At 66.8% G+C, this 25,391-nt stretch carries 29 protein-coding genes and 1 riboswitch; of the genes, 19 read left to right on the plus strand and 10 right to left on the minus strand.

Going from position 1 to position 25,391, the window contains the following annotated elements:
* The first annotated feature begins 30 nt into the window (after positions 1 to 30).
* The 12 genes from AC07YR_RS21290 to AC07YR_RS21345 all read left to right on the plus strand — a co-directional run bounded on the left by AC07YR_RS21290 (position 31) and on the right by AC07YR_RS21345 (position 8,948).
* Complete coding sequence (locus AC07YR_RS21290; RefSeq protein ID WP_494735195.1) at positions 31 to 372, plus strand: rhodanese-like domain-containing protein; 342 nt, start codon at positions 31 to 33, stop codon at positions 370 to 372.
* A 33-nt stretch (positions 373 to 405) separates the two neighbouring features.
* Positions 406 to 702 (plus strand): rhodanese-like domain-containing protein, encoded by a 297-nt coding sequence (locus AC07YR_RS21295; protein ID WP_494735172.1) that lies wholly within the window; start codon positions 406 to 408, stop codon positions 700 to 702.
* A 67-nt stretch (positions 703 to 769) separates the two neighbouring features.
* Positions 770 to 1,132, plus strand: coding sequence for a thioredoxin family protein (locus AC07YR_RS21300; protein ID WP_494735173.1), 363 nt, complete (start codon positions 770 to 772; stop codon positions 1,130 to 1,132).
* A gap of 183 nt (positions 1,133 to 1,315) precedes the next feature.
* Entirely contained in the window at positions 1,316 to 2,725 is a 1,410-nt protein-coding gene (locus AC07YR_RS21305; protein WP_494735174.1) for an MBL fold metallo-hydrolase, read from the plus strand.
* A gap of 113 nt (positions 2,726 to 2,838) precedes the next feature.
* On the plus strand, positions 2,839 to 3,435 hold the full coding sequence (locus tag AC07YR_RS21310; RefSeq protein ID WP_494735175.1) for a dihydrofolate reductase family protein: 597 nt from the start codon (positions 2,839 to 2,841) through the stop codon (positions 3,433 to 3,435).
* A gap of 68 nt (positions 3,436 to 3,503) precedes the next feature.
* Positions 3,504 to 4,022, plus strand: coding sequence for a GNAT family N-acetyltransferase (locus tag AC07YR_RS21315; RefSeq protein WP_494735176.1), 519 nt, complete (start codon positions 3,504 to 3,506; stop codon positions 4,020 to 4,022).
* A gap of 91 nt (positions 4,023 to 4,113) precedes the next feature.
* The gene (locus AC07YR_RS21320) at positions 4,114 to 4,545 is read left to right on the plus strand and encodes a LexA family protein (RefSeq protein ID WP_436058994.1); all 432 of its coding nucleotides are present in this window, start codon (positions 4,114 to 4,116) and stop codon (positions 4,543 to 4,545) included.
* Entirely contained in the window at positions 4,538 to 5,854 is a 1,317-nt protein-coding gene (locus AC07YR_RS21325) for a Y-family DNA polymerase (protein WP_494735177.1), read from the plus strand. Before AC07YR_RS21320 ends, AC07YR_RS21325 begins: the two co-directional genes overlap by 8 nt.
* A gap of 23 nt (positions 5,855 to 5,877) precedes the next feature.
* On the plus strand, positions 5,878 to 6,636 hold the full coding sequence (locus tag AC07YR_RS21330; RefSeq protein WP_494735178.1) for a prolipoprotein diacylglyceryl transferase: 759 nt from the start codon (positions 5,878 to 5,880) through the stop codon (positions 6,634 to 6,636).
* Positions 6,633 to 6,989, plus strand: a complete 357-nt coding sequence (locus AC07YR_RS21335) for a hypothetical protein (protein ID WP_436058997.1) — start codon at positions 6,633 to 6,635, stop codon at positions 6,987 to 6,989. The genes AC07YR_RS21330 and AC07YR_RS21335 overlap by 4 nt, the downstream gene beginning before the upstream one ends.
* 1 nt (position 6,990) lies before the next feature.
* Complete coding sequence (locus AC07YR_RS21340; RefSeq protein ID WP_494735179.1) at positions 6,991 to 8,604, plus strand: radical SAM protein; 1,614 nt, start codon at positions 6,991 to 6,993, stop codon at positions 8,602 to 8,604.
* 2 nt (positions 8,605 to 8,606) lie between these two features.
* A complete protein-coding gene (locus tag AC07YR_RS21345; RefSeq protein ID WP_494735180.1) occupies positions 8,607 to 8,948 on the plus strand; it encodes a hypothetical protein in 342 nt (113 codons plus the stop codon).
* A gap of 13 nt (positions 8,949 to 8,961) precedes the next feature.
* Here AC07YR_RS21345 and AC07YR_RS21350 read toward each other — a convergent pair whose 3' ends face one another.
* Entirely contained in the window at positions 8,962 to 9,312 is a 351-nt protein-coding gene (locus tag AC07YR_RS21350) for a DUF3846 domain-containing protein (protein ID WP_436059000.1), read from the minus strand.
* Between the two features lie 160 nt (positions 9,313 to 9,472).
* Here AC07YR_RS21350 and AC07YR_RS21355 point away from each other — a divergent pair, with 160 nt between their 5' ends.
* Positions 9,473 to 10,021 (plus strand): low molecular weight protein-tyrosine-phosphatase, encoded by a 549-nt coding sequence (locus tag AC07YR_RS21355; protein ID WP_055806975.1) that lies wholly within the window; start codon positions 9,473 to 9,475, stop codon positions 10,019 to 10,021.
* Complete coding sequence (locus tag AC07YR_RS21360; protein WP_494735181.1) at positions 10,018 to 12,123, plus strand: chorismate-binding protein; 2,106 nt, start codon at positions 10,018 to 10,020, stop codon at positions 12,121 to 12,123. The genes AC07YR_RS21355 and AC07YR_RS21360 overlap by 4 nt, the downstream gene beginning before the upstream one ends.
* 15 nt (positions 12,124 to 12,138) lie before the next feature.
* Here AC07YR_RS21360 and cls read toward each other — a convergent pair whose 3' ends face one another.
* A complete protein-coding gene (cls, locus tag AC07YR_RS21365) occupies positions 12,139 to 13,614 on the minus strand; it encodes a cardiolipin synthase (RefSeq protein ID WP_494735182.1) in 1,476 nt (491 codons plus the stop codon).
* A 103-nt stretch (positions 13,615 to 13,717) separates the two neighbouring features.
* Between cls and AC07YR_RS21370 the strand changes: the two genes are divergently transcribed.
* Entirely contained in the window at positions 13,718 to 14,662 is a 945-nt protein-coding gene (locus AC07YR_RS21370; RefSeq protein WP_494735183.1) for an aminodeoxychorismate lyase, read from the plus strand.
* A gap of 24 nt (positions 14,663 to 14,686) precedes the next feature.
* On the opposite strand, the gene AC07YR_RS21375 is transcribed toward AC07YR_RS21370, so the two are convergent.
* From AC07YR_RS21375 to AC07YR_RS21395, 5 genes are all read right to left on the minus strand, one after another.
* Complete coding sequence (locus tag AC07YR_RS21375) at positions 14,687 to 15,301, minus strand: DinB family protein (protein ID WP_494735184.1); 615 nt, start codon at positions 15,299 to 15,301, stop codon at positions 14,687 to 14,689.
* 103 nt (positions 15,302 to 15,404) lie between these two features.
* Entirely contained in the window at positions 15,405 to 16,532 is a 1,128-nt protein-coding gene (locus AC07YR_RS21380) for an EAL domain-containing protein (RefSeq protein WP_494735185.1), read from the minus strand.
* Between the two features lie 166 nt (positions 16,533 to 16,698).
* Entirely contained in the window at positions 16,699 to 17,733 is a 1,035-nt protein-coding gene (locus AC07YR_RS21385) for a PLP-dependent cysteine synthase family protein (protein ID WP_055806988.1), read from the minus strand.
* Positions 17,730 to 19,325 carry an aromatic amino acid ammonia-lyase gene (locus AC07YR_RS21390; protein ID WP_494735186.1) on the minus strand — a complete coding sequence of 532 codons (1,596 nt, stop codon included), beginning with the start codon at positions 19,323 to 19,325 and terminating at the stop codon, positions 17,730 to 17,732. The genes AC07YR_RS21385 and AC07YR_RS21390 overlap by 4 nt, the downstream gene beginning before the upstream one ends.
* A gap of 4 nt (positions 19,326 to 19,329) precedes the next feature.
* Positions 19,330 to 20,625 (minus strand): NtaA/DmoA family FMN-dependent monooxygenase, encoded by a 1,296-nt coding sequence (locus AC07YR_RS21395; protein WP_494735187.1) that lies wholly within the window; start codon positions 20,623 to 20,625, stop codon positions 19,330 to 19,332.
* A gap of 231 nt (positions 20,626 to 20,856) precedes the next feature.
* A riboswitch (SAM riboswitch) is annotated at positions 20,857 to 20,971 on the plus strand.
* A gap of 34 nt (positions 20,972 to 21,005) precedes the next feature.
* Here AC07YR_RS21395 and AC07YR_RS21400 point away from each other — a divergent pair.
* From AC07YR_RS21400 to AC07YR_RS21415, 4 genes are read left to right on the plus strand one after another with little or no spacing between them, the layout of a single operon-like run.
* Complete coding sequence (locus tag AC07YR_RS21400; RefSeq protein WP_494735196.1) at positions 21,006 to 21,311, plus strand: DUF1737 domain-containing protein; 306 nt, start codon at positions 21,006 to 21,008, stop codon at positions 21,309 to 21,311.
* Positions 21,308 to 21,718, plus strand: coding sequence for a rhodanese-like domain-containing protein (locus tag AC07YR_RS21405; RefSeq protein ID WP_494735188.1), 411 nt, complete (start codon positions 21,308 to 21,310; stop codon positions 21,716 to 21,718). The genes AC07YR_RS21400 and AC07YR_RS21405 overlap by 4 nt, the downstream gene beginning before the upstream one ends.
* The gene (locus AC07YR_RS21410; protein ID WP_055806999.1) at positions 21,719 to 22,927 is read left to right on the plus strand and encodes an O-succinylhomoserine sulfhydrylase; all 1,209 of its coding nucleotides are present in this window, start codon (positions 21,719 to 21,721) and stop codon (positions 22,925 to 22,927) included. It begins immediately after the preceding gene.
* Positions 22,928 to 22,973: 46 nt separating this feature from the next.
* Positions 22,974 to 23,210 carry a hypothetical protein gene (locus AC07YR_RS21415; RefSeq protein ID WP_494735189.1) on the plus strand — a complete coding sequence of 79 codons (237 nt, stop codon included), beginning with the start codon at positions 22,974 to 22,976 and terminating at the stop codon, positions 23,208 to 23,210.
* Between the two features lie 116 nt (positions 23,211 to 23,326).
* Here the strand turns inward: AC07YR_RS21415 and AC07YR_RS21420 are convergent, their stop codons facing one another.
* The 3 genes from AC07YR_RS21420 to AC07YR_RS21430 all read right to left on the minus strand — a co-directional run bounded on the left by AC07YR_RS21420 (position 23,327) and on the right by AC07YR_RS21430 (position 25,379).
* The gene (locus AC07YR_RS21420; RefSeq protein WP_436059011.1) at positions 23,327 to 23,719 is read right to left on the minus strand and encodes a nuclear transport factor 2 family protein; all 393 of its coding nucleotides are present in this window, start codon (positions 23,717 to 23,719) and stop codon (positions 23,327 to 23,329) included.
* An 81-nt stretch (positions 23,720 to 23,800) separates the two neighbouring features.
* Positions 23,801 to 24,124, minus strand: coding sequence for a hypothetical protein (locus tag AC07YR_RS21425; protein WP_028270955.1), 324 nt, complete (start codon positions 24,122 to 24,124; stop codon positions 23,801 to 23,803).
* Between the two features lie 28 nt (positions 24,125 to 24,152).
* A complete protein-coding gene (locus AC07YR_RS21430) occupies positions 24,153 to 25,379 on the minus strand; it encodes a glutamate--cysteine ligase 2 (RefSeq protein ID WP_494735190.1) in 1,227 nt (408 codons plus the stop codon).
* Between the last annotated feature and the right edge of the window lie 12 nt (positions 25,380 to 25,391).

Below are 25,391 nucleotides of genomic sequence, written 5' to 3' on the forward strand. Positions count from 1 at the left end.
ATCCCGCCCGACCCCAAAAAGGAGAACCTCATGGGCCTGATCGACGCGCTGAAGAAGGCTTTCAGCAAACCCTATAAAACCGTCTCAGTGGCCGAAGCCAAGGAGCTCCTCGCCTCCCGGGCGGTACTGATTGACGTCCGTTCCGCGCAGGAATGGCGGAGCGGACACGCACCACAGGCCAAGCACCTGCCTCTGGACAGGCTGCAGACCGGCGCACCCGGCCTGCAGAAGGGCCGGCCAGTCGTCGCGATGTGCCAGTCGGGAGTCCGCTCGGCGTCAGCCGCGCGGCTGCTCGCCGGCCAGGGCTACGAGGCGTATTCGCTCCGCGGCGGCATCGGGGCCTGGCGCCAGGCCGGCGAACCGGTCCGCTAAACACTCAACACACACTCCGGAAAGGAACCCGCCATGGCAGAAATCACCGTCACCGAAACCGAGCAGCAGCGCGCCAGTGCACAAATCCTCGACGTCCGCGAAGACTTCGAAGTCATCGACGGCATGATCCCCGGCGCCCTGCACATCCCCATGGGGCAGCTGCAGGCCCGCCTGTCCGAACTGGACCCTGAGGTTCACGTCATTGTGGTCTGCCGCAGCGGCAACCGCAGCGCCCGGGTGGCAGATGCACTCAATGCCGCCGGATTCAGCGCCGACACAATGGCCGGCGGCATGATCGCCTGGAGCCGGGCAGGACTCCCCGCCGCCTAACCGACCTGCCTCATCCGCAGCCACAACCCCCACCCGGCCCCGCCAGCCCCACGTAAGGAATTCAGCCATGGCAACCATCGACATCACGGAAGAATCGCTTGCCCGGACGCTTGAGGACAACGACATTGTCTTCATCGACTTCTGGGCCGGCTGGTGCGGCCCCTGCCGCATGTTCGCCCCCACCTACGACGCCGCCTCCCAGAAGCACCCGGACGTCACCTTTGCCAAGGTGGACACGGAAGCCGAGCAGGCCCTGGCGGCCGCCGCCGGCATCACGTCCATCCCCACACTGATGGCCTTCCGGGACAAGACGCTGGTTTTCTCCCAGCCAGGCGCCCTCAACGCGGCAGGGCTGGAACAGGTGATCCAAGGCGTCAAGAACCTGGACATGGCCGCACTTCGCGCGAAGGCAGCGCGGCAGCAGTCCTGACGACCGGACCGTGGGTATCGATAGTGGAAAAGCCAGCGAAATGGCGTGCCCGCGCCACCCGCTGAGGGTTGGGAAACCACGGCGGCAGACCATTTTGAATATACCCCCAGGGGTATTATGATTTTGAGTAGACCAACGGGGAACCAGCCAGGAACCCCACAAACTTTCACGAAGGAGAACCCCATGCTTCTCGAGCGCATCTACGACGAAGACCTCGCCCAGGCCAGCTACCTCATCGGTTGCCAGCGGAAGGGTGAGGCAGTTGTTGTCGACGCCCGCCGTGACATCGACACCTACCGCTCCCTCGCCGCAGCCAACGGCATGAAGATTGTGGCTGTCACGGAGACCCACATCCACGCCGACTACCTCTCAGGCACCCGCGAACTGGCTGCCGCAACGGGCGCCAAAATTTACGTCTCCGGCGAAGGCGGCCCGGACTGGCAGTACGGGTTCGACGGCGAGCGCCTGTTCGACGGCAGCAAGATCACCATCGGCAACATCACCGTCCAGGCCCTCCACACCCCGGGACACACGCCGGAACACCTGTCCTTCCTGATCACCGACGGCGCGTTCAGCGCCGAACCCGGATACCTGCTTTCCGGCGACTTCGTGTTCTCCGGCGACCTTGGGCGCCCCGACCTCCTGGATGAGGCCGCAGGCGGCGTGGACACCCGCTTCGAAGGCGCGAAGCAGCTGTTTACCAGCCTCCGTGACAAGTTCCTTACACTGCCCGACTTCGTCCAGGTCTACCCGGGGCACGGCGCCGGCAGCGCCTGCGGCAAGGCCCTCGGCGCCATCCCGTCGTCGACGGTCGGCTACGAACGGCTGTACGCGTGGTGGGGTCCTTACCTGGCCGCCAACGACGAGCAGGGCTTCATCGACGAGTTGCTCGACGGACAGCCGGACGCGCACGCCTACTTCGGCCGCATGAAGCGCCAGAACCGCCAGGGCCCGGCCGTCATGGGCGAACGCGCCCCGCTCGCGGAACTGGACACTGCCGCCGTCGCCCGTGACCTGGCGGCAAACAAGTTGACCTTCGTGGATACCCGACCCAACACCGAGGTGCACAAGGGCACCGTGGCAGGCGCCCTGAACATCCCCGCCGGCAAGTCCGTTGCGAGCTTCAGCGCATGGGCCGTTGACCCGGAACGGGACAGCCGCCCGCTGGTGCTGCTGGCTTCGGGACAGGAGCAGGCCCAGGAGATGTGGGACCACCTGGTCCGCGTCGGAATCGACAACGTGGGCGGCTACGTGACCAGCATCGACGGGCTGCCCGCAGCGACGCCGCGCCTGGTCCAGCCCGAGGAACTCGAAGGCTTCGACGCCGCAGTTGTCCTCGACGTCCGCAACCGTACCGAACACACGGCCGGGCACATCCCCGGTTCCAAGCAGCTGAGCGGCGGCCGGGTGCTCTGGAACCTGGACCAGCTCCCCACGGGCGGCACCATCGTGACCTACTGCCAGAGCGGCGTCCGCAGCTCCGTAGCGGCCAGCACGCTGCGCCACGCCGGGTACGACGTCGTGGAGCTCGACGGCAGCTACGCCGCCTGGGCCGCCCGGGAAGCGTCGCTGCAGTCGGCTTCGGCCCGCTAACCCGGGCCGTCTGGCCTGAACCGCAAAGGCCCCCGCCCGGATATTTCCGGGCGGGGGCCTTTGCGCGGGGGCGCACCATCGCGTCTACTGGCACCCGCCAGTAGCATTGGCGAATGAGCCAAGTCACATGCGATCTGACCATCTCCCTTGACGGGTTCCTCGCCGGACCGAACCAAAGCCTGGCGGAACCGCTGGGCGAGGGCGGAGAGCTCCTGCACAGGTGGCAGTTCGAAGAAGCCGAGTCCAACGCAGCGGCGCGCGAAGGCATCCTCGCGGCAGGCGCCTTCATCATGGGACGGAACATGTTCGCAGGGCCCGGGCCCGGGGCGTGGGGTGAGGACTGGCGGGGATGGTGGGGCGAGGAGCCGCCCTACCACGCACCGGTATTCGTACTGACCCATCATCCACGCGAGCCTCTGGAGATGCAGGGCGGGACGACGTTCAACTTCGTGACCGACGGGATCGAATCGGCGCTGGACCAGGCGCGGAAGGCCGCCGGCGGCAAGGACATCGCCATTGCCGGCGGAGCACAGACCGCCCGCCAGTATCTTTCAGCGGGGCTGATCGACGAACTACGCCTCCACATCGCACCCATTGTCCTGGGAGCAGGCGAGCGGCTGCTGGACGGCATCGGGAACCTCAACCTTGAGCCGACGGAAGTGAGCGGGACCAGCCTTGTCACCCACGTGCGCTATCGGGTAACCCGCTGAAGCGCTCACGCCCAATCGCCGAACGTCAGTTAGCGGACGTTGCGGTGGCAGTCGAATACGATCTTGTGATGCCTCTCCTTATCGCTCCGGACGTAAGCTACCAATCCTCCTGGCTGGAGGGATCCGCAGAGTTCGACGGCGCCCGGCGGGACGGCGGCGGCGCGGAGGACTGGCCCCTGGACGAGCTCAGGGACGCCGGGTCGTTCCGCCGCTTTGTCGATGCGCTCGTAGCGGATGCTTTGCCGGAGAGCCCGCGGAAGCCTGGGCACGTGCCCTGCACGTACTTGTGGATCGTCGAGGGCGACACATTCCTTGGCTCGCTGGCCATCAGGCACGAACTGAACGATTTCCTCCTCAACGAGGGCGGGCACATCGGCTACAGCGTACGGCCTTCCGCAAGGCGTCGCGGCCACGCAGCCAGTGCGCTGGCCCACGCCCTGCCGATGGCCCGGGAACTGGGAATCCCACGGGTCCTGCTCACGTGCGATGTCAGTAACGCTGGCTCCCGGGCGACCATCGAAAAGAACGGCGGCGCCTACGAGGACACCCGCAACGGCAAACGCCGCTACTGGATTGATATCGCCTAACGTGACGCGCCCGGACTGAACCGGACGGGCAGGAGTCCGGGCCAGGGTCTACACTGAACTTATCGAACATATATTCGAATAAGGGTGTGTTGTGGGCATAGTTATCGGTCCCCGCGTGATAGAGGCGGGCGCGTCCCTGCTGTCGGTGCTGATCTCCCCGGTGCCGGTCGCAGCGGGCTATCCCTCGCCCGCGCAGGACTACTTTGACGGCAGGATCGACCTCAATGAACACCTCATCAAAGACATCACCAGCACGTACATCGTGCGGGTGTCCGGGGATTCGATGGAAGGAGCCGGGATCAGCGACGGCGACGAACTGATCGTCAACCGCGCCCTCCGCCCCACAGACGGTTCGGTGGTCATTGCTGTCCTGGACGGCGAGCTGACCATCAAACGGCTCAGGATCACAGCATCCGGAGTACTGCTTCAGGCGGACAACCCCCGGTATCCGGACCTCCGGGTTCCAGCGTTGTCTGACCTGGTCATCTGGGGCGTGGCCACCCGCTGCCTGCACCATGTCTGAGACGCCGGAAAGGTATGAGACGCGGGCAACGGGCACCATCCGGCAGATCGCCCTGGTGGACGTCAACTGCTTCTACGCCTCCGCGGAACGGGCATTCGACCCATCGCTCGAAGGCCGCCCCCTGGTAGTCCTGTCCAACAACGACGGCTGCGCCGTCACCCGGTCCCCCGAAGCCAAGGCACTTGGGATCAGCGTCGGAGAACCATGGTTCAAGATCGCTCCCCGCGCCAAGGAATGGGGACTGGTGGCAAAATCCAGCAACTACGAGCTGTACGGGGATATCAGCGCCCGCGTCATGGAGCTGCTGTCCCGCTACTCGGCCTGGCTGGAGGTCTACAGCATCGACGAAGCTTTCCTGGGAGTCAAAGGCACTCCGGACGAACTGCTGCGGCTCGGACAAACCATCAAGTCCGCTGTCCGCCGCAACGTCGGAGTCCCGGTCTGCGTGGGAATAGCCGGCACCAAGACGCTCGCGAAGCTGGCCAACAAATGGGCGAAAAACAACCCGGGACTCAACGGCGTGTGCCACTGGGACTCCATGCCGGCACCTGCCCGCGAAGCACTGATGGCCCGGCTGTCCGTCATCGAGCTCTGGGGCGTGGCCACCCGGCTCACCAAGCGCCTGAACGGGATGGGCATCCACTCCATCCTTGACCTCGCCCGCGCCGATCCGGTGCGGATCCGGGACCGCTTCTCCGTTGTGCTGATGCGGACGGTGCTGGAACTGCAGGGCACTCCGTGCATCCCGTTGGAGGAGGAACGCATCGGCCGTGACCAGCTCATCTTCAGCCGGTCTTTTGCAACACCCATCACCGCCGCGGCGGACCTGAGGCAGGTCATGAGTGTTTATGGACAGCAAGCCAGTGCACGCCTGGCCAAGCACAATCTGCAGGCCAAGGTCCTCACGGCGTTCGCGGGCACGTCGCACTACAACCCCCAGGACACGTCCTATCCCTCGGTCTGCGTGACGCTGCCGATGCCCACCGCGGATCCCGTGCTTTTGACCCGCGCCTCGCACACCCTCCTGCCCCGGATCCAGGAAGGCACCAGATACGTCCGTGCGGGCATCATGGTCACCGACCTGAGGCCCACGGGGCATCAGTCGCCGCTGCCGGCATTTGCGAACCCGCACGAGGAACGCGGCATCGGACCGCTGCTGGAAGACATCACCCGCCGGTACGGCAGGGGTTCCGTGGGGCTGGGACACGCAGGCATCCGGGGAGGCCCGGACTGGTCCATGCAACGCACCATGCTCTCGCCTAGATACACGACTCACTGGGACGAGCTTCCCGTGGTCAAAGCAGCCTGAGCCCCCGCTGTTACACTCTGCTCATGATCGGGCTTCCCTTCGCGGGAGATGGGCTTGTGCACGGCGTTCTGACGGGGCTGGGCATTGTCGCGGCCCTGTTGTTTTACGCCCATGAAAAGCGCCGCCGCGGCCTCACGGATCCCCGGCTATGGCCCATCGCAGGCTTCGCTGTAGCGTTCGGGGCCATCGGATCCCGCGTCCTCACCTGGGATGTTTCCACGCAGGTTTCCCTGGCGGACTGGTGGGGCAGTGGCGACCGCAGCATCCTCGCGGGCCTGGTGGGCGCCTGGTTCGGAGTCCATCTGGGCAAGCGGCTGACCGGCTACCGTGAGTCCACCGGCGACCTGCTGGCTCCCGCCGTCGCACTGGCGATGGTTCTCGGGCGGGTCGGTTGCCTCCTCACCGAACTGCCGGGTACTCCGACCGGCGGGGCGTGGGGAATCGTACTCACGCCCGGGCAGGCTGCGTTGATCGGCGGGCCCGCCGGAGCAGGGCTCCATCCATCCTTTGCGTACGAGATCGTGTTCCATGCCATTGCGTTCGCCGTCATGTGGCGCTTTCGCGATCGCCTCGCGCACCCCGGGGACCTTTTCATCTGTTACGTGACCTCCTACGCGCTGTTCAGGTTCGGGGTGGAGTTTGTCCGCGGCAACGAGGTGCTCTGGCTGGGGATGAGCCGCCCCCAGTGGTTCCTGCTGGCGGTCCTCCCGCTGTTGGCCTGGCGGATGCGGCGGGTGTTCGGGAAACCGATCCGTTCTGAGTTGAAGGGAAGAGTGGCATGAGCGAGGACAACCCCGACGTTCCCCGGAACCCACCCCCGCCGGAATACCAGGGCGGGCCGCCGCAACAGCCAAAGCGCGGCTCTATGGGACTCGGAATCCTGTTGGGGGTTCCCGCCCTGTATGCCCTCTATTTCGGGACAACATTGGGTATCGCTCCGGATGAAGGGTACAAGACCTTCCTCGCTGGGCCTGCAGCGTTCATACCAATCGCCGTGTATCTGGCGGTGGCCGTTGTGCTGGCGGTCCGGCCACGCACGTCCCGGCTGGGTGCGGGGCTGCTTATCGGACTGGGAGTCTTCACCCTGCTCGGCGGTGGGATCTGCGTCGGATTCCTCGCGCAGATGAGAGCCTGAGATGAACCCGTCCTCGTTCTCTTCCCGGCAGGCGCTGCCCGGCCCTGGACAACCGCTGCGCGGTGACCGCATCCACCGGTATGTCACGGCGTTCTGTCCCCGCTGCCACGAGACAAACCCGCCGCTCGCCCAGGTGCGGCGCCTGTCCGGGGTGCTGCTTGTCCGTGACGACCGCGTGTGGCTCGAACGCGGCTGCCCCGACCACGGCCTGGTGCGCACCCTGTACGACGAATCCCCCGAAATCCTGCGGTACCTGGAGAAATGGCAGGCACCCACCAAACAGCATGTCCCCGACCAGGCGGACAACTACCGGCCCGTGCCCGAGGCGTACGCCTATGGACTTCCCGCCATGCAGACCCAGCACACGTGCATCCTTTTGCAGGACATCATCGAGCACTGCAATCTGCGCTGCCCCACCTGCTTCACCTCGTCCGGCCCGCAGCTGCAGGGGGTCGCGCCGCTCACTGAGGTGCTCGCGAATGTGGATACACGGCTGGCCCGCGAGAACGGGCGCCTTGATGTGTTGATGCTGTCCGGCGGCGAGCCCACGCTGTATCCCCATCTTGCCGAACTGCTCGAGGAGCTGGTTGCACGGCCGATCGTCCGGATCATGGTGAACAGCAACGGCATGTTGATCGCGACCGACGACGACCTGCTCGCCTTGCTGACGAAGCATCGCGACCGGGTGGAGGTGTACCTCCAATACGACGGCCCCTCCAAGGAAGCGTCGATCCACCACCGCGGGGGAGATCTGACCCGCTACAAGGATGCGGCAATCTCGCGCCTGTCCGAGGCGGGCGTCTTCACGACCCTGACCATGACGGCAACCCTTGGTGTCAACGACGGCGAGGTGGGCGACGTCGTCATGCGGGCGCTGGAGACCCCGTTCGTGGGTGGTGTCGCCCTGCAGCCCGTGTTCGGTTCCGGCCGCGGCCACGGCATCGACCCCGTGGACCGGCTCACCCACACGGGTGTCCTTGCACGGCTGGCCGGGCAAACCAACGGTGTGGTCTCGTGGCATGACCTGACGGCTCTTCCGTGCTCGCATCCGCACTGCGCGTCCGTGGGCTACATGCTGAAGGACGATTCCGGGGTCTGGCGGTCGCTGACCGCCCTCATCGGGCACGACCAGCTGCTGGCCTGGCTGGAGCTCAACCCCGACAGCATCGCCAACCGCATCGCCGACAGCGCGATCCCGCTCGAGCTGCGCAGCCTCATGAAGTCATCGCTGCTCGACCTGCTGAGCGAACAGTCATCGCTGTCCCACCCTCGGACGGCCGACCTCTGGAAGAACATCTGCACGCAGTGCGACCTCGGCATCGGGACGCTCACCACCCTGGCAGCCGGCAAGCTCCCGGGCCAGCAGCAGCGACTGCGCAGGCTCCTCGCCGAACGCGTCACCCGCATCATGGTGAAACCGTTCATGGACATTTCCACCATGATCGAAGAACGGCTCACGCAATGCTGCGTCCACGTGGGAACCAAGAGCGACGCCGGCGATCACCAGTGCGCCCCGTTCTGCGCAGTGCAGGCGTGGCCGGCCCTGTCCAAGCAACGGATGAGCACCGCCACGGGTCAGCAGCTGCTCCCGGTGCGTCAGCTCCGGGGAGGCTGATGATGAGTTCCGATTCGGACGCCCGGCGCATCGCGGCCGGACCGTTGCCCTCGCAGCTGGTGCCCCACCGGGACGGCATCCCGCAGGACGCCGCGCCGTTCGATCCGCTCCGCCTCTGCATCTTCGCCACGATCGCGTTGCTGGGCTGGCTGACCGGTCCTGTGGCCCTGGCTGTGTTCGCGGCCATCGGGTTCGCAGGCTACTGGAAAGCACGCCGGAGGGGCCTGAAGAAGTCGAACTGCTACCTGCGCGACACCAGGCTTGTCCTCGGCTATCTCGGCCTTCTCCTGGCCGCCGGCATCTGGGGGATCTACGCGCTGGCCGCGCGCCTGATTGGCTTCTGAGCAGGCATCCGGCTCAGGCAGCCAGCGGGGATCCGAACATTTCGGCGGCCCGCCGCAGCAAGTGCTCCGGAACGTCCGCTTCGCCGCCGCGCTCAGTCCGGCCCAGGAACACAGCGGTGCCACGGGCGGCATCGGACAGGTCAAGCCCCGCCTCGCGGATAAGTTGGGCAGCGCGGATGTTCGGCGGCAAGTTCATCAGGTGGCCTTCGGCGTTGAGGTAGACGTGCCAGTCGCCGCGGCTGACGGATTCAAGGTGTCCCCCCACCAGCTGCTGGAGGGTGTCAGTAGTCGCATCAATGGCCACGGTCCTCAGGGCGTCGCCCAACCGGACCGGAATGACCAGTGCAGTACATGTAGTGCTCATTTTTCTTTCCTCATACTGATAACTGAGATGCCACTCAATCTGTTCCCGCACGCGGCCGAATCCCGCCGGATGTGACAAAAACCGAAACAATAATGACCCGTCCGTAATGCGGACGGCCCGTGACTAGCCAAGAGGGGCCACCATCCCCCATGCTTGCTCCATGTCCTCAATGTCGAGCCCATACCGGATCATCGCGGTCTGCACCGGAAATATCTGCAGGTCCCCGATGGCCGAGCTGATGCTGGCCGAGGCCTTCGCAGCAGCGGGGCTCGCCGGCACCGTCGTCGTGGATTCAGCCGGAACCACAGCCTATGAGTCCGGCCGTCCCATCGATCCCCGCGCCGCCCGCAAACTGGCGGCCCACCAACTCACCTCGGACCGGCACATTGCGCGGGAGTGGCGCCCCGAGTGGTTCCGTGACCGCCAGCTGATCCTCGCCCTGGACGTGGACCACTACGGCTGGCTGCGGGCGACGGCCCCTGACGGCGAGGCGCTGGCCCGGATCCGGATGCTGCGCAGCTTTGATCCGGCAGTGGCTGGCCGTGACCTCTTGGACCAGGGCATCGAAGACCCCTGGTACGGCGGCCATGCGGACTTTGACGTCACCTGGGACCTCATCAAGGCTGCCGTTCCCGGAATCGTGGACCATGCCCGGCAGGAACTGCAGCAACAGAACTGGTCCGGGCAGCAGGTACGCTCTATTTCATGACCCCTGCACCCGTGATCATTGCCATCGATGGCCGGTCCGGCGCAGGTAAGACCACCCTCGCGATCGAGCTTGCCGCCCGGCTGCGGGAGCACCACAAGGTCTCGCTGTTCCATCTGGAGGACGTTTATCCCGGCTGGAACGGGCTGGCGGCGGGCATCGAGCGCTATGTCACCACCGTGCTCGCTCCGCTGAGCCGCGGCGAAGCTGCTGACTGGGTCAGCTGGGACTGGGAGAAGCACTACGACGGCCAGGCGCGCACAACACTGCCGGCAGAGATCGTGATCGTGGAGGGCGTGGGAGCAGCCGCGGCATCCGCCCGCCCGATGCTGGACGCCGTGATCTGGTCGGAATCTTCCAACGACGACCGCCGCACCCGGGCGCTGGCACGCGACGGCAGCACCTACGAACCCTTCTGGGACCAGTGGGCCGCGCAGGAGGATGAGTGGCTGGCAACGGATCCGGTGCCGGACCTTGCCGAGATCCGGGTGCTCAACCGGGCCGACGGCACCGCCCAGGACGACGTCCTCCAGGCGCTCCTGCACCTGCCGGCCCTCGCCGCAGTGCTGTTGCCGGAGCTCTCGGCACGCCTCGGCCTTCAGCTGCATGCCGAGCGGCTGGACTGCGTGCCTGATGCCGCCCGGCTCTTCCACACCCTCTACGGCCGCTCGCCACGCGCGGTGTGGCTGGACTCCTCGCTTCGGACGGAGGGGACGCCCGCCGAACGCAGCCGCTTCAGCATTCTGGCGGACGACGGCGGCAGGTTCGGCCAGGACGTCCGGCACCGTTCCGGCGTAACCCGGCTGACCATCGGCACCGCCACGGTGGCCACCGCCGGGCCGTTCTTCCGCTGGCTCGACGGTGTCTGGGGCCGCCGCGCGCTCCGCCCGCCGGAGGGCTACGCCTGCGAATTCACCCTCGGCTGGCTGGGCTATTTGGGCTACGAGCTCAAGCGCGAAACCGGCGGCAGCGACGTTTCGTCGGGAACCCCCGACGCCGCCATGATCTTCGCGGGCCGCGCCGTGGTCCTGGACCACCGCGACGGCAGCGTGTGGCTCCTCGCCCTGGAGGCCCCCGACACCGCGGAGTGGCTGGCACTGGCCCGCTCGGCGGTCACGGCGGCAGCGACTGCCGATCCTCTCGGAGGCACCGCCGTCGGAGGCACCGCCGTCGGGGTCGGCACCGTCGGAGGCGCCATGGAGACTGCCGTCCGCACCGGAACCAAGCCCGCTCCGGTGTTCACGGGCCGCGACACCGAAACCGCATACAAGGTCAAGATCGCCGACGCGCAGCATGAAATTGCCGAGGGGAACACCTACGAGGTCTGCCTCACAACCGCCGTCAGCGCCGACGTTCCCGCCGATCCCGCCGGACCGGGGCTGGACGCCTGGGCGACGTACCTTGCCCTGCGCCGGAAGAACCCGGCGCCGTTCGCCAGCTACCTGCGGTTCGGCGAGCTGACGGTGGCCAGCACATCACCGGAGCGTTTCCTGCGGATAGCGGCCGACGGCGCCATGCGCGCCGAGCCGATCAAGGGAACCCGCCCGAGGGCCGCGGAACCCGCGCGGGACGAGGAGCTGCGGCGCCAGCTGGAGGCCTCGCCCAAGGACCGGGCCGAGAACATCATGATCGTGGACCTGCTCCGCAACGACCTGAGCCACTTCGCCGTAGCCGGATCAGTCACCGTGAGCAGGCTCTGCGCCATCGAAAGCTATGCCACGGTCCACCAGATGGTCAGTACCATCGATGCGAAACTGAAACCCGGGCTGCCGCGCGCCGAAGCGGTGGCCGCATGCTTCCCCGCAGGGTCCATGACGGGGGCGCCGAAGATCAGCACCATGGCCATCCTGGACCGTTTGGAAGAGGCGCCGCGCGGGGTCTATTCGGGCGCCATCGGCTATTTTTCGCTGAGCGGGGCGATGGATACGGCGGTGGCCATCCGGACCCTGGTGATCCGCCCGGATGGTGCAGGCGGCTCGGAACTGAGCCTCGGCGTCGGCGGTGCCATCACGGCGGATTCCTCCCCGCAGGAGGAGTACGACGAAATCCGCACCAAGGCGTACGGAGTCCTCTCTGCGCTTGGCGCGGAGTTTCCGGAAGGCTGACCGCGGCAGGCTGAGCTACTGCAGGGTGGCCGTCAGCCGGGCGACGTTGTCCACGTACTTGACGGCCATGGGCCGCTCCATCCAGTCCTCGAGCGTCAGCTCACGGGAAATGCCCCGGTAGGTGTCTTCCACGGCGCGCATCTTGGCCACGATGTCGGCGCCCAGGAGCATCACCGAAACCTCCAGGTTCAGCGAAAAGGACCTCATGTCCATGTTGCTGGACCCTAGGACGGCCACTTCGTCGTCAATGGTGAAGTGCTTGGCGTGCAGCACAAACGGTGCCTTGTACAGGTAGATCCGGACGCCCGCTTCCAGCAGCGCCTCGTAGTACGACTGCTGTGCATGGTGGACCAGGAACTGGTCCCCCTTTTCCGAGACGAAAAGTTCGACGTCGACGCCCCGCTGCGCCGCCGTCGTCACCGCATAAAGCAGCGAATCGTCCGGGACGAAGTACGGACTGCAGATGGAGATCTTGTGCTGGGCGGAGTAGATGAGGGTGTTGAAGAGTCGCAGGTTGTTCTCGGTGATGAAGCCGGGGCCGCTGGGCACGGCCTGGGCGGTCACGGCGCCCGGGGCCGACTCCGGCCGGTGGGCCAGCTGGTCCTCCAGGGACTCGTCCGTCTCGCTGAGCCAGTCGGTGGCGAAGACCACGTTGAGTGTGGTGACAATCGGTCCGCGCAGGCAGGCCATGAGCTCCACCCATTCGCGTCCCACTTTGCGGTGCCGGGGGTTGTTGTAGGAGGGCTCGATCAGGTTCTGCGAGCCCGTGAAGGCGATTTCGCCGTCGATCACCATGATTTTGCGGTGGTTGCGCAGGTCGGGACGGCGCCACTGGCCGTGGACGGGATTCAGCGGGAGCATGGGCCGCCACTGGATCTTGCTTGCCTTGAGGCGTCTGATGAGCTTCCGATAGCCCTTGATCCGCAGGGTGCCGAGGTGGTCGAACAGCACACGGACCTGGACCCCGCGCTCCGCCGCCTCTTCCAGGGCCGTGAAAAGGTCGTCAGTGATGTGGTCCGTGCTCATGATGTAGAACTCGGCGTTGACGAACTCTTTGGCCTCACGGACGGCGGCGGCCATGGCCTTGATGGAGTCGGGGTACCCGGGCAGCAGCTCCACGCTGTTGCCGTCCACCATGGGCAGTGAACCGAGGGTCTTGTTCAGTTCGGCTGCCGAGGCCACCCATTCCGGGCCGTCGTACTCGCTTTCGACGGCGGCCAGCTGGGACGTCCCGGCGCGGACCCGCTTGTTCACGGCATCCTGCTGGGCCCGGCGCTTGCGGGAGAGTTTGAAGTTTCCGAACAGCAGGAACAGGATCAGGCCGAGAGCGGGCACGAAGAAGATCCCCAGCAGCCAGGCCATGGCCGTGGTAGGGCGGCGGTTGCCAGGAATGATGCCCAGCGCCAGCACCCGGATTATCAGGTCAACAATGCTCAACGCCAGCACGAGCCAGTAAGGCGCGGTGCCCACCAGCGGAAACGGCCACAACACAGACAGACTCCCACGGTTATTCCCCCGCCGGACCGGTTCCGGAAAGGCATCCAGCACAGCCTATCCCGCGGCCGGCATCCAGGGCCGAGGATAAGCTTGAGGCATGACTCCTGCTGCCCCGGCCACCGTTCTCGTGTTCCTTGATCCCCGCTTCGACGACGGCCGGATTGCCGATGCTTCACAGCCGCAGCTGATGGCCACGGACCAGGGTGCCACCCGGGGCGACGGTGTGTTTGAATCCATGCTGGCCGTGGGCGGAAACCCGCGCAAGCTCGACGCCCACCTGCGGCGGCTGCAGGGTTCGGCGCGCGCGCTGGAGCTGGCCATCCCCGCCGAGGACACCTGGCGCCGGGCCATCGCGACGGCGGTGGCCGAATACCGCTCCCAGCATCCCGCCACCACTCCGGCGGAGGACGAGACGGTGGTGAAGCTGATCTGCACCCGCGGCGCCGAGGGCGGAGCAGCCCCCACGTGCTGGGTTCAGGCTTCGGCGGTCCCGGCGGCAGGCCGGAGGCAGCGCGAAACCGGGATCGACGTCATCCTCCTGGACCGCGGCTACGACAGCGAAGTGGGCGAACGGGCACCTTGGCTGCTGCTCGGCGCCAAGACGCTCTCTTACGCGGTGAACATGGCGGCCCTACGCCACGCCCACAACCAGGGAGCGGACGACGTCATCTTCACGTCGTCCGACGGCCGCGTCCTTGAAGGCCCCACGTCCACCGTGTTGCTGGCTCACCTTGACACGTCCGACGACGGCGCCGGCGGCACCCGCACGGTGCGCCGCCTCATCACACCACAGCTGGACAGCGGCATCCTGCCGGGCACGTCGCAGGGCGCGCTCTTTGCCGCCGCCAAGGCCGCGGGCTGGGAGCTCGGCTACGGTCCGCTGGAACCGCGAGACCTCTTCGACGCCGACGCAGTGTGGCTTATTTCCAGCATCCGGCTGCTGGCCCCCGTGAACCACATCGACGGCAAGGAAATCGGCACACCCGCCCTGCGGAAGCAGCTGACCGACGAACTCAACGAGCTGTTCGCCACGATCGAGTAGAGCTCCCACCCCCCGAACGCTCTCTCACCTTTCGTCGCCTTCCCCCGGACGCTCTCTCACCTGGTCTGCGGCCGCGCGGGCTGCCGCGTCGATGCGGGCGCAGTGCGCTGCCCATTCCTCCGAAGTGCGCGTCGTCAGGTTGGGGTCGCCGGGCCGCTGGCCTGCTGAACCGTCGATGAGCTCACGGAGGATGTCCGCGTGGCCCAGGTGGTGCGCCGTTTCCACGCACATGTGCACCAGGATCTGGTGGAGGGAAACGTGCCTCCGCTCCTCCGGCCACCACGGAACCACCCCTGGCGCGTCCAGCGGCAGCGCGTCAATGGTGGCGTCACTGTGCGCGGCAGAAAAATGGTGGAGCTCGATGATCTGCTCCCGGGTCTCGTCCGCGGGCGCCCACAGGTCGGCGTCAGGCTCGGCATCGTCGTCAAGCCACGGGAGGTCCATCGGTGCCGGCCGCCCGAAGACCTCGCCGAAATAACCGAGTTCCACGCTGGCCACATGCTTGACCAGGCCGAGCAGGTTGGTACCTGTGGGCGTCAGTGGCCTCCGCGCGTCGTACTCGTCCAGCCCGTCGAGTTTGGCGAGCAGGTTCGCACGCCGGGTGCGCAGGTAGCTGTGCAGAGTTGCTTTGTCATCCATAGCGGGCACTATACCGACGCTCGCTCATTTCCTGAGCGCCCCGGCCCAGGCAGCAGGAAGCGACAGGGCGTCCCGTTATGAACAGCAGGAACTGCGAGAGCGTCTAGTTGGCCGGGCCGCCGGACCCCGAGGTGAAGGCTTCCTCGTCGGCGGCGGTCCGCCAGGCTGCCCAGTCCAGCGGCTGCACCGATGGGCGGCCCAGGAGGTACCCCTGCCCGAAGGCCATCCCCAGGTCCATGACCGCGGTCAGCTCGGCCTGGGTTTCGATCCCTTCCGCAACCAGGTCCGCGCCGATCTGCCGGGCAAACTCCACCATGGCTGCGCCCAGGGTTTTCTGGCCCGCCGCATGGTCGATTCCCGCAATGAGGTTGCGGTCGAGCTTGATGATGTCCGGGCTGAGGTGCTTGACCTGGCTCATCGAGCCGAAACCCGCGCCGGCGCCGTCAACAGCCACCCGGAGTCCGCGTAGCCGGAGCGGTGCAAGTGCCGTAACGACAGGATCGTATTCGTCCTCGGCCAGCCGCTCTGTCAGCTCAATGACGAGCCGGTCCATTGCCAGCCGGGAGTGCTCCACGAACGCCCGGAGCCGCGGGTCAAGGCAGGTGGCCGGTGAGAGGTTGAGCGCCACGTAGACGTTCTCCGGCAACTGCTCTGCGGCCACCAGGGCTGCCTGCAGCGCGGCAAATTCAAGGTCGGGCCCGAGGCCCACGGCCGCTGCCTCGTTGAACCAGTGATCCGCGCTGGCGCCGTCGTCGCTGACAAACCGTGTCAGTGCCTCAACACCGATGACGTCACGGGTGGAAAGTTCGTGGATGGGCTGGAACGCGGTGAGGAGCATCCTGTCACCGAGAATGGCCTCTATGCGGCGCCTGCTCCGGCGGGTGAACAGCACTGTAGCGCCGTAGTCCTCATCGGGCACGGGCAGGTCAGGGCTGGGCAGGTTGGCCTCAGAGTCGTCCGAATCCTGGCCCGTGATGCTCCGCGTGGCCATCAAATGTTCCAGGAGGGCGCGTTCGGGATTCCCCGGGTTCGATTCCATCCGGCTGCGCAACTGTTCGCGCGCCCACTCGCTCTGCGGAGTGGCGTCATCCAGTACAGACTCGATGATGTTCCACGCCTGGCCACGGATCGTCGGGTCACTCACGTCCGAAGGCGGGATCGACTGGGGTCCCCGGTACGCAGTCGTTTCCCCATCGGTCAATGCTGGAAAAGAAGTCTCATCCATTGACATGGTTTATTCCTTTATAAGTGCTGGTCCCGGCTGAGCCCGGGACCCGTCCTTGAAAACACCGCATGCCGATTCGCGGATGCGGGAACCACGAACGTTTCAAAAGCGTACAACGAGACCGGTCTGTCTGTCTGTAGCTGTATCCGAGTCGTAATGCTAAGCACGCGGCCTATTCCTCCACGAATTCCGCTGCCAGATGGATGTGGTTATCTGCCAGCCACACCGGGTTGAAAGCCTTGCTCAAATAGTTGCTGCCGGCGTCGGGCGCTATTGCCACCACCACCGAGCCATGCGGCGCGGCGCGCGCCACCCTCAGGGCGGCGGCCACGGCAAGCCCGGAGGAGGGCCCGAGGGACAGGCCCTCTTCGTTCAGCAGCCGGTGCTCCGTGGTGTACACCTCGTTGTTCGGAACGCGGAGGAAGCGGTCCACGACGCTGCGGTCGAAGATTTTGGGCCATTCGGCTTCCGGCCAGGAGTTCCCCACGCCGTCCACCAGGATCTCCCCGGGATGGCCCCCGCTGTACACCGAACCAACGGGATCCGCGGCGATCACCTCGACGTGGCCGCCGGTCTTTTCCTTCAGGTACCGGCCGTTGCCGCTGATGGTTCCGCCCGTGCCGATTCCGGCCACGAAATGGGTCACTTTCCCGGCCGTCTGCTGCCAGATCTCCGGCGCGGTCCCTTCGTAGTGGGCCCGCGGGTTTGCCGGGTTGTCGAACTGCTGGGGCCGCCAGGCGCCCGGGTTCTCGGCGGTGATCCGCGCTGCAACGGCCCGTGCGTTCTCCGGCGACTCCGACGGCGCGGCCCAGTCCGTCACCACCACCCTGGCGCCGTAACGGTGCAGCGCGGCGAGTTTCTCGGATGAGATGGTGTCCCCGGTGACCACCACCACAGGGTGCCCGGTCAATGCACCGATCAGCGCCAGCCCGATCCCGGTGTTCCCCGAGGTGCTCTCCACGATGGTTGCCCCCGGCCGGAGCTCACCGCTGCGCTCAGCCGCGCGGACCATGCTCAGTGCCGTCCGGTCCTTGATGGAGCCGCCCGGGTTATCCGATTCGAGCTTGACGTACACCGTGCTGCCGAGGCCTTTGGAGAGGACATCCAGCGGCACCAGCGGCGTGTTTCCCACCTGCGCCAGGACAGCTGCGGCGTCCGCCGCAACATCAGCAGCCTGAACCGCGTGCCTGCCTGTCATGATGCTCATCGTTGCCTTTCCGTGCTGCCGGCGGGGCCGCCGTCGAATGCGGCGGCCAGGAAGCCGGTGCCTAGGAAGCCGTCCAGTTCTACGGATGCCTGTTCTACGAGCGCTGCCGCCGGCAGATGCCGGGCCAGGAGGCCGGACAGACGGGCGACGACGGCGGCAGTCCCCTTTCCGAGCGGCCGCACCGCACGGGCTTCCGCCCCGCCCAGCAGGTACGCGGCGGTCAGAGCCTCGATCGCGAGCAACTTCCCGGCGGCGTCCACGGAACGCTCCAGCAGCTGGAGGGCCAGCGGCGCCAGGGTGGAGTGGTCTTCGATGTCCGCGGAGAGCGTGGGCGCCCCCAGCGTGGCCGGCGCCGCGAGGACCTTAAGCTCGGACAGCAGGCCGGCCGCCGAATACCAGAGCAGCCCGGGCAGTTCTTCGGGCTCCAGCGTGGCTCCGTTCCTGGCAGCCTCGAGGTGCCGCTGGCGGATCCGGCGCTGCGGCGGGTAAAGCTTGGCAATCCGGCGTTCGCTGCTGATCCCCAGATGGGCCAGTCCCAGGCGCAGCGCCTCGAAGGCCAGGGCCAGCTGCATGGGCTGGAAGTTCCCGCCGGACACCATCCGCCCGGAGCCGACGTCGGTGAGCGGGTTGTCGCCCCGGCCGTTGAGCTCCACCTCCAGGGCATCTTCCAGAGAAGTGACCTGCCACCGGACAGCACCGTGGGTCTGGGGCGCCGCCCGGAAGGACAGCGCGTCCTGCACGGAAACCTCCCGGGTGTGGTCCTCCAGCCAGCCGCCCTCCAGGAGCCCCAGCACGTGGGCCGCCGTGACCGCCTGACCGTGCACGGCTTTGGCAGCCTGCACCGCTGGCGAAAACGGGCTGAGGTTGCCCCCGCCGTCATGCCTTGCCGTCGCCTCAAGCGACAGCGCGAGCGCCGTGTCGGCAAGATCGGCGAGCCGCAGTATGCGGTGCAGCACCAGCGCGCCGACACCGATGGAATAGGAGTTGGAGCTGACCAGGGCCAGGGCCTCGCCGGGCGCCAGTTCCAGCGGAGCCAGCCCGGCGTCGGCCAGCGCCTGCCCGCCGGTCACCAGCTGCCCGTCCGCGCTGACAGCCTGGCCCTCCCCGATGGCGACGGCGGCCACTGCGGCCAGGTGGGTGAGGTCGGCGGAACCTACGGATCCTTCGCGCGGGATGGCGGGGACCACACCCCGGTTGAGCATGTCAGCGTAGAAGCGGGCTGTTTCCGGCCGGACTCCGGAGCCGCCGCGGCTGAAGCCCACCAGCCGCGCCAGGATCACGGCCCTGACCTCGTCGGCGCCCAGCAGGTCCCCCACGCCGCTGTTGTGGTACCGCACCACCTGAACCTGGTAGGCAAGGATCGACTTCTCTTCCACAGCGGTGTCCCGCCCGGAGCCCAGCAGCGTATTGAGGCCGTAGACGCGGTGGCCGGAGTCGATGGCCTGCTCCACCACCTCGCGCGAGCGCCCGATCAGTTCCAGGGCGTCCGTGCTGAGGACGAACTTCACGGCCGGGTCAGCCGCGGCCTCGGCGATGTCCCTGGCACGCAGGTGCGCCGTACCGATCAGGAAGTTGCCGCTGCCGTTGCCCATCGGACTAGAAGTCCAGCAGGTTCCGGCGGAAGCCGCCGTCGCCGTAGCTTGTCCGGAGCAGCCCGCGGCGCCGCAGCACGGGCGCCAGGCGGTCCAGCGCCCCGTGAACGGTGGCCGGGTCCACGAAGCCGGAGAACAGGAACCCGTCTCCGCCCACCGTGGCCCCTGTCTCCTCGAGGTAGTCCGCAATGTCCTCGGCGGTGCCGATGATGCTGTCCCCGGCGCCGCCGCTGCGCGCCTGCAGGAGCTGGCGCAGCGTGGAGCCGGGCGGACCGGCTTTGGTGAAGTGATCCAGGGTGCCCTGGTTGCTGTTCGTGGTGAGTTCAGGGAGCGGGGCGTCGAGGTCGAACTGTTTGAAGTCGATGACGGAGAGATAGGAGATGGAGTTCAGCTGGCTGTCGATGTCGCGCTGCGTGAGCCGGCGCCGCTGCTCCCGGAGTTCGTCCGCTTCTGCCCGGGACCCAACCACGGTGGGCTTGAGGACGAACAGCACCTTGACGTCGTCGGGGTTCCTCCCTGCCGCTGCCGCCTCGGCCCGGATCGAGTCCCGGTAGGCCTTCATGCCGTCCGCACCCCTGGCCAGCGCGATGGCGACGTCCGTGTTGGCACCCGCGAACGCCTTACCGCGCGGGGATGCCCCGGCCTGCACCAGCACCGGTTCCTCGGGTAGCGGCGCGGTGTTCAGCGGTCCGCGGACCTTGAAGAACTCGCCGTCGTGGTTGATGGGGTGGACCTTCGTGTGGTCCGCGAAGATACCGGCGTCCGCGTCCTCCACAATGGCGTCCGGCTCCCAGCTGCGCCAGAGCTTGCGCACCACGTCCACGAATTCCTCTGCTTTCTCGTAGCGGAGGTCGTGCTCGATCTGCTGGTCCAGGCCGTAGTTCTGCGCGGCCAGGTCGCTGCCGGAGGTCACCACGTTCCAGCCCACCTGGCCGTTGGAGAAATGCTGCAGCGTGGCCAGCAGCCGCGCCGCGGTGAACGGCGGGTAGAAGGAGGCGCTGACTGTTGGAACAATGCCCAGGTGTTCCGTGGCGGAGAGCAGGTACGGCACCAGTGCCAGCGGATCGTGCTTGGGCGCGAACGACGCCTGCGCCAGCGACACCTCGGCGCTGCCGCCGTAGGTGTCCGGCACCGTGAGGGAGTCTTCGATGATGAACAGGTCCAGCCCGGCCCGCTCGAATTCGCGCACGGCATGCTGGTACAGGGCGGGCTTTTTCCAGTCGTAGCCGATGCCGTAGCCTGGCGTGCCCCAGCCCTGGACGCCGAAGCCGTGACCCACAAACCAACCGAAGTGCAGCATGGGACTGACTGTATTCCCGTTCGATCCATTCACGGCTGCCTGATTTCATCCGGCGTTACAGCGGTTCATCTCCCGTCATTATCCTCCCGGCAGGGTCTTTTGTAACCGCAAGATGGGGTCACGCACGGGTCACTGGAAACAGGGCGCAGCGCCGCTTTCAGCCGTGTCCCGTTACGGAAGATGACGACGACGGCGGTGCAGGCCGCCGTCGTAAGTGTTACGTTTTTGGGGAGTAATGAGAACCGGTGCCAAGCCCTGACTGGCCGGTCGGCAACCCTCCTTCCACGGCGGGGTGCCTCAGGTGAATACTCGGCATATCGACCCATTCGAGCTGCAAGCGTGAGAGAAGGAGATCCGTCGTGTCTGACGCACCCGCCCCACTGGCTCCGGCCGCCGCCGGCCAGGAACTACCGGCCCAGGACCTGCCCCAGGAAAAGCTGGCCTACCGGCTCATCACCGGCCCCGATGACCGCTCCTTCTGCGAGCGCATCTCCGCAGCGCTGGCCGATGGTTATGTTTTGCACGGGAGCCCGGCGGCCACGTTCAACGGCACCAGCGTGATCGTGGCGCAGGCCGTGGTCCTGCCCGCAGCCATCGCCAGCTCGGACGCCGCGGTGGCAACCGCCGTGGACGAACTTGAGTTTGACCTCGACTTCCCCGGCGAGGGTTTCGAGGGCCACGCATGAGCTACGCCGGAGACCTGAGCCCCCAGGACGCCTGGGCCAAGCTGGAACAGGGCGCAGTCCTGGTGGATGTCCGCACCGAAGGCGAGTGGGCCCACATCGGCATCCCGGACACGAAAGCCACCGAAAACGATCCCCTCTTCATCCAGTGGACCTTCCCCGGCGGCATCCCCAACCCGGATTTCATTCGCCAGCTGAAGCAGCAGGCACCGGAGGACACCGGCGTCGAACTGGTGTTCCTCTGCCGTTCCGGCGTCCGCTCGGTCGCCGCGGCAATCGCCGCCACGCAGGCCGGCTTCACGGCCTACAACGTCCTCGAAGGCTTTGAAGGCGAACCGGACCGTTATGGCGAGCGCACCGTCAACGGCTGGAAGAACCGCGGACTACCCACCAACCTCGGAAAGAACTAAGTGACTTTCAATCCCGACGCCGCCGGCTGGAACCCCGACACCCAGGCTGTCCGCGGCGGCCTTGACCGCACCAACTTCCAGGAGACGGCTGAGCCGATCTTCCTCAACTCCGGCTTCGTGTATGAATCCGCGGCAGCCGCCGAACGCGCCTTCACGGGCGAAGACGAACGGTTCGTGTACTCCCGCTACGGCAACCCGTCGGTGGCGACGTTCCAGGAGCGGCTCCGGCTGCTCGAGGGCACGGAGGCGTGCTTTGCGACGGCGTCGGGCATGTCCGCCGTCTTCACTGCCCTCGGTGCGCTGCTGGCCGCGGGCGACCGCGTGGTGGCTGCCCGCTCGCTGTTCGGCTCCTGCTTTGTGATCCTGAATGAGATCCTGCCCCGCTGGGGCGTGGAAACGGTGTTCGTGGACGGCCCGGACCTGGAGCAATGGCGGGCCGCGTTGGCGGAGCCGACGACGGCGGTCTTCTTCGAGTCGCCGTCGAACCCGATGCAGGAGATCGTGGACATCGCCGCGGTCAGCGAACTGGCCCACTCGGCCGGGGCGACGGTCGTCGTCGACAACGTCTTTGCCACTCCCCTGCTGCAGCGCTGCGGCGAGCTCGGCGCGGACGTGATTGTGTACTCCGGCACCAAGCACATCGACGGCCAGGGACGGGTGCTCGGCGGCGCCATCCTCGGCACCAAGGAGTTCATAGACGGCCCGGTCAAGCAGCTCATGCGCCACACCGGGCCTGCACTGTCCGCATTCAACGCCTGGGTGCTGACCAAGGGCCTGGAGACCATGGCCCTGCGCGTCAACCACTCCTCCGCCTCCGCGCTTCGCCTGGCCGGATGGCTGGAGGAGCAGCCGGCTGTCAGCTGGGTCAAATACCCGCTGCTGAAGTCGCACCCGCAGTACGAGCTGGCCGCCAAGCAGATGAAGGCCGGCGGCACCGTGCTCACGCTGGAGCTCTCGCCGTCGGCGGGCCGCACGGCGAAGGAGGCGGCCTTTGCGCTGCTGGACGCGCTGCGGATCATCGACATCTCCAACAACCTGGGCGATGCCAAGTCGCTCATCACCCACCCGGCCACCACGACGCACCGCGCCATGGGGCCGGAAGGCCGAGCGGCCATCGGGCTCAGCGACGGTGTGGTCCGGTTGTCGGTTGGGCTCGAGGATGTCGAGGACCTCATCCGCGACCTGGAGCAGGCGCTCAAGCAGATCTGACCCGGGGCTTCTGTGACCGCCGTGTCTGCAGTGCCATGATGAAGGCATGCCCTTCTTTGGTGACATTGCTTATGGTGATGCCGGGCTGTCCCGGAACCGCGCCCAAGCCCGTGCCCGGGCAGCCGCGGTGCTTCTGATGCTGGCAGCCGCGGCCACCGCAGTATCGGGCTGCGGTTCGGCCGGAGCCTCAGATCCGGCCAGCACGAGTGCGCCGGGGCCCCAAAGCACCTCCACGCCGTCGTCGCCGCCGTATCCGTCCTCGCCGCTTGCCACGTACGAGTGACCAAGCCGGACTCGTGCCGGGATAACAACGTCTGGCAGGTGGGGCAGACGGACTGAATCGCCAGCCGCAGCGCCGAAGGTGCAGAAGTACCGGGTCGGATTTCGGAGTAGCTCCGGCTAGCCCCAGAATGCGTCGCCTTTCGCAGTGTCCTGGAAGAACTCCCGCGCCTCGGTAATCTTGCCGTCAGCCACCCGGAATGCGATTGCGCCGTCCTGGTCCAGGGACCGGCCGCCGGTCTCTGCTCGGTTGTGCTGGACCGCAACGGTGTTGGTTTCCCCGCCGATGATCTCCTCAACGGTCACCTTCAGGTTGCCTCCGGAACGCGTTCCGAGCTCACCGAAATAGGCCAGGATGGCGTCGCGTCCCTCCTTCTTTCCGGACAGCACGCCGTCTCCGGCAACGTGCCAGACTGCGTGCTCCGCGAACATTTCGCCAAGGGTTGCCATATCGCCTGCACTGAATGCCTCGTATCCGCGCCGGACCAGTTCAACATTCTCCTGGGTTCCCATTTCGGGTACCTTCCCGTCTTCGTCGTCGGGTAATTCTCGGACGGTTCAAGGCTATTCCCGCGGAATTTGATTGTCGATGAGTTAGGTGTCGAGCTCCCAGTGCAGGCGGATCGCTTCGGCGATGGGACCGGCCGCCACATCCACCGTGAAGGCCACAGGTGCGGTTCCGGTCTCTTCAATGACGGTGTCGTGGTAGACCCGGCCGCAGGCAGGGCACAGCGTGTAAAGGTCCTCATCCCCGGGCCATGCCGCGAGTCCCTCCGGCACGGGGGTGCCCTCGCCAAGGTGGACGGGCATGCCTTCAGAGTTGGCCTGGATCAGCCCCTCGTCGCTGACGGTGTTTCCGCAGACACAGGTGATGGTGGTGACATCATGGCCGGCGACTGTGGCGAATTCGGTTTCCATGGCGCGCTCCGGGGTAGTAGGAACCTGATCAGGACTGGCGGACGCGCAACAGCACCGGCGCCTGCTCGCGCGCGGTGATGGCTTCAGCCGGGCGCATGCTGACATCCACCGCGTGGGCCACCACGGCAGCCAGCCCGGCGGCTGCGTCCGAGCTGGCCGCCAGGCCCTCCTGCATGGCACGGCGCTGCTGTTCCGAGCCCGTGCCCCGGTCCAGGACCCTGCGCATGCCTTCGCGGGCCAATTCCAGCTCGCCCTGTTCGGCCAGGACGGGCGCCACGTAGTCCACCAGCGCCTCCACTACTTCAGCGGCCGGTGCCGGGCGGAACGTGCCGAAATCGAGCAGGTCTCCCCGAAGCCCGCAATTGCTGGCCTGCCACGCCGCCATCCTGAGGAGCACTGTGGGTACGGGGGCCGGGTCCACACCGGCCCGCCATTCCCTGCTGGCCGATTCCACCAGACCGCGCACAAGGACGGCGATCAGGGCCGCGTCCTCGGCATGCAGGCAGACGTCTGCCACCCGGACTTCCACGGTGGGGTGGTTCCGGGAGAGCCGCGCGTCGAAATAGATCATGCCTTCATCCAGCAGCACGCCGCTGTCGAGCAGCCGGGTGACCACGCGGCGGTACATGGAGTGGGTCCCGAAGATCTGGGACGGGCCCGACGTCGGCCAGCGGTTCCACGCCTGCGTGCGGTAGCTTTCGAAACCGGTCTCAACGCCGTTCCAGTACGGCGAGTTCGCGCTGAGCGCCGTGAGAACCGCCAGCTTGTCCCGGATCCGGTCGATGACGGCGACGCCTTCCTCAGCCGATTCGACGAAAGTGTGGACGTGGAAACCGCAGGTCAGCTGCTCATGGACGGTGAGGCCGAAGCGCTCCTGCATGGTGGCATAGCGGGGGTTCGGCGTGGTGTGCGTTGTGGAGGCAATGGGCGATGTTGCCAGCGCTGCCACGCGGGCATTGTGTTTCTTCGCGGCGCTGTCCGCCAGGGCACGCCCCTGGCGGATCTGCAGCAGCAGCTCCTCATAGTCCAGGCACGGGCGCGTCTGCGTCTCGATCTGCTCAAGTTTCAGCTCGGCAGTCAGCCCGGTGTCGCTGTCGTTACGGGCTGGATCGTGCGGGTCCGGAATCCGCGGTTTGTCCGGAGCGTCGTCGGCAGCGAGCTTCCGCCCTGTCAGGAGGGCGTCCGCCAGCGCCAGCGGCTCCCCGGTCACGGGGTCCACAATCAGCAGCTCTTCCTCAACCCCGAAAGTTCGCATGCATACATTGTG

Source organism: Arthrobacter sp. GW460-12-1-14-TSB2 (genome assembly GCF_059423525.1).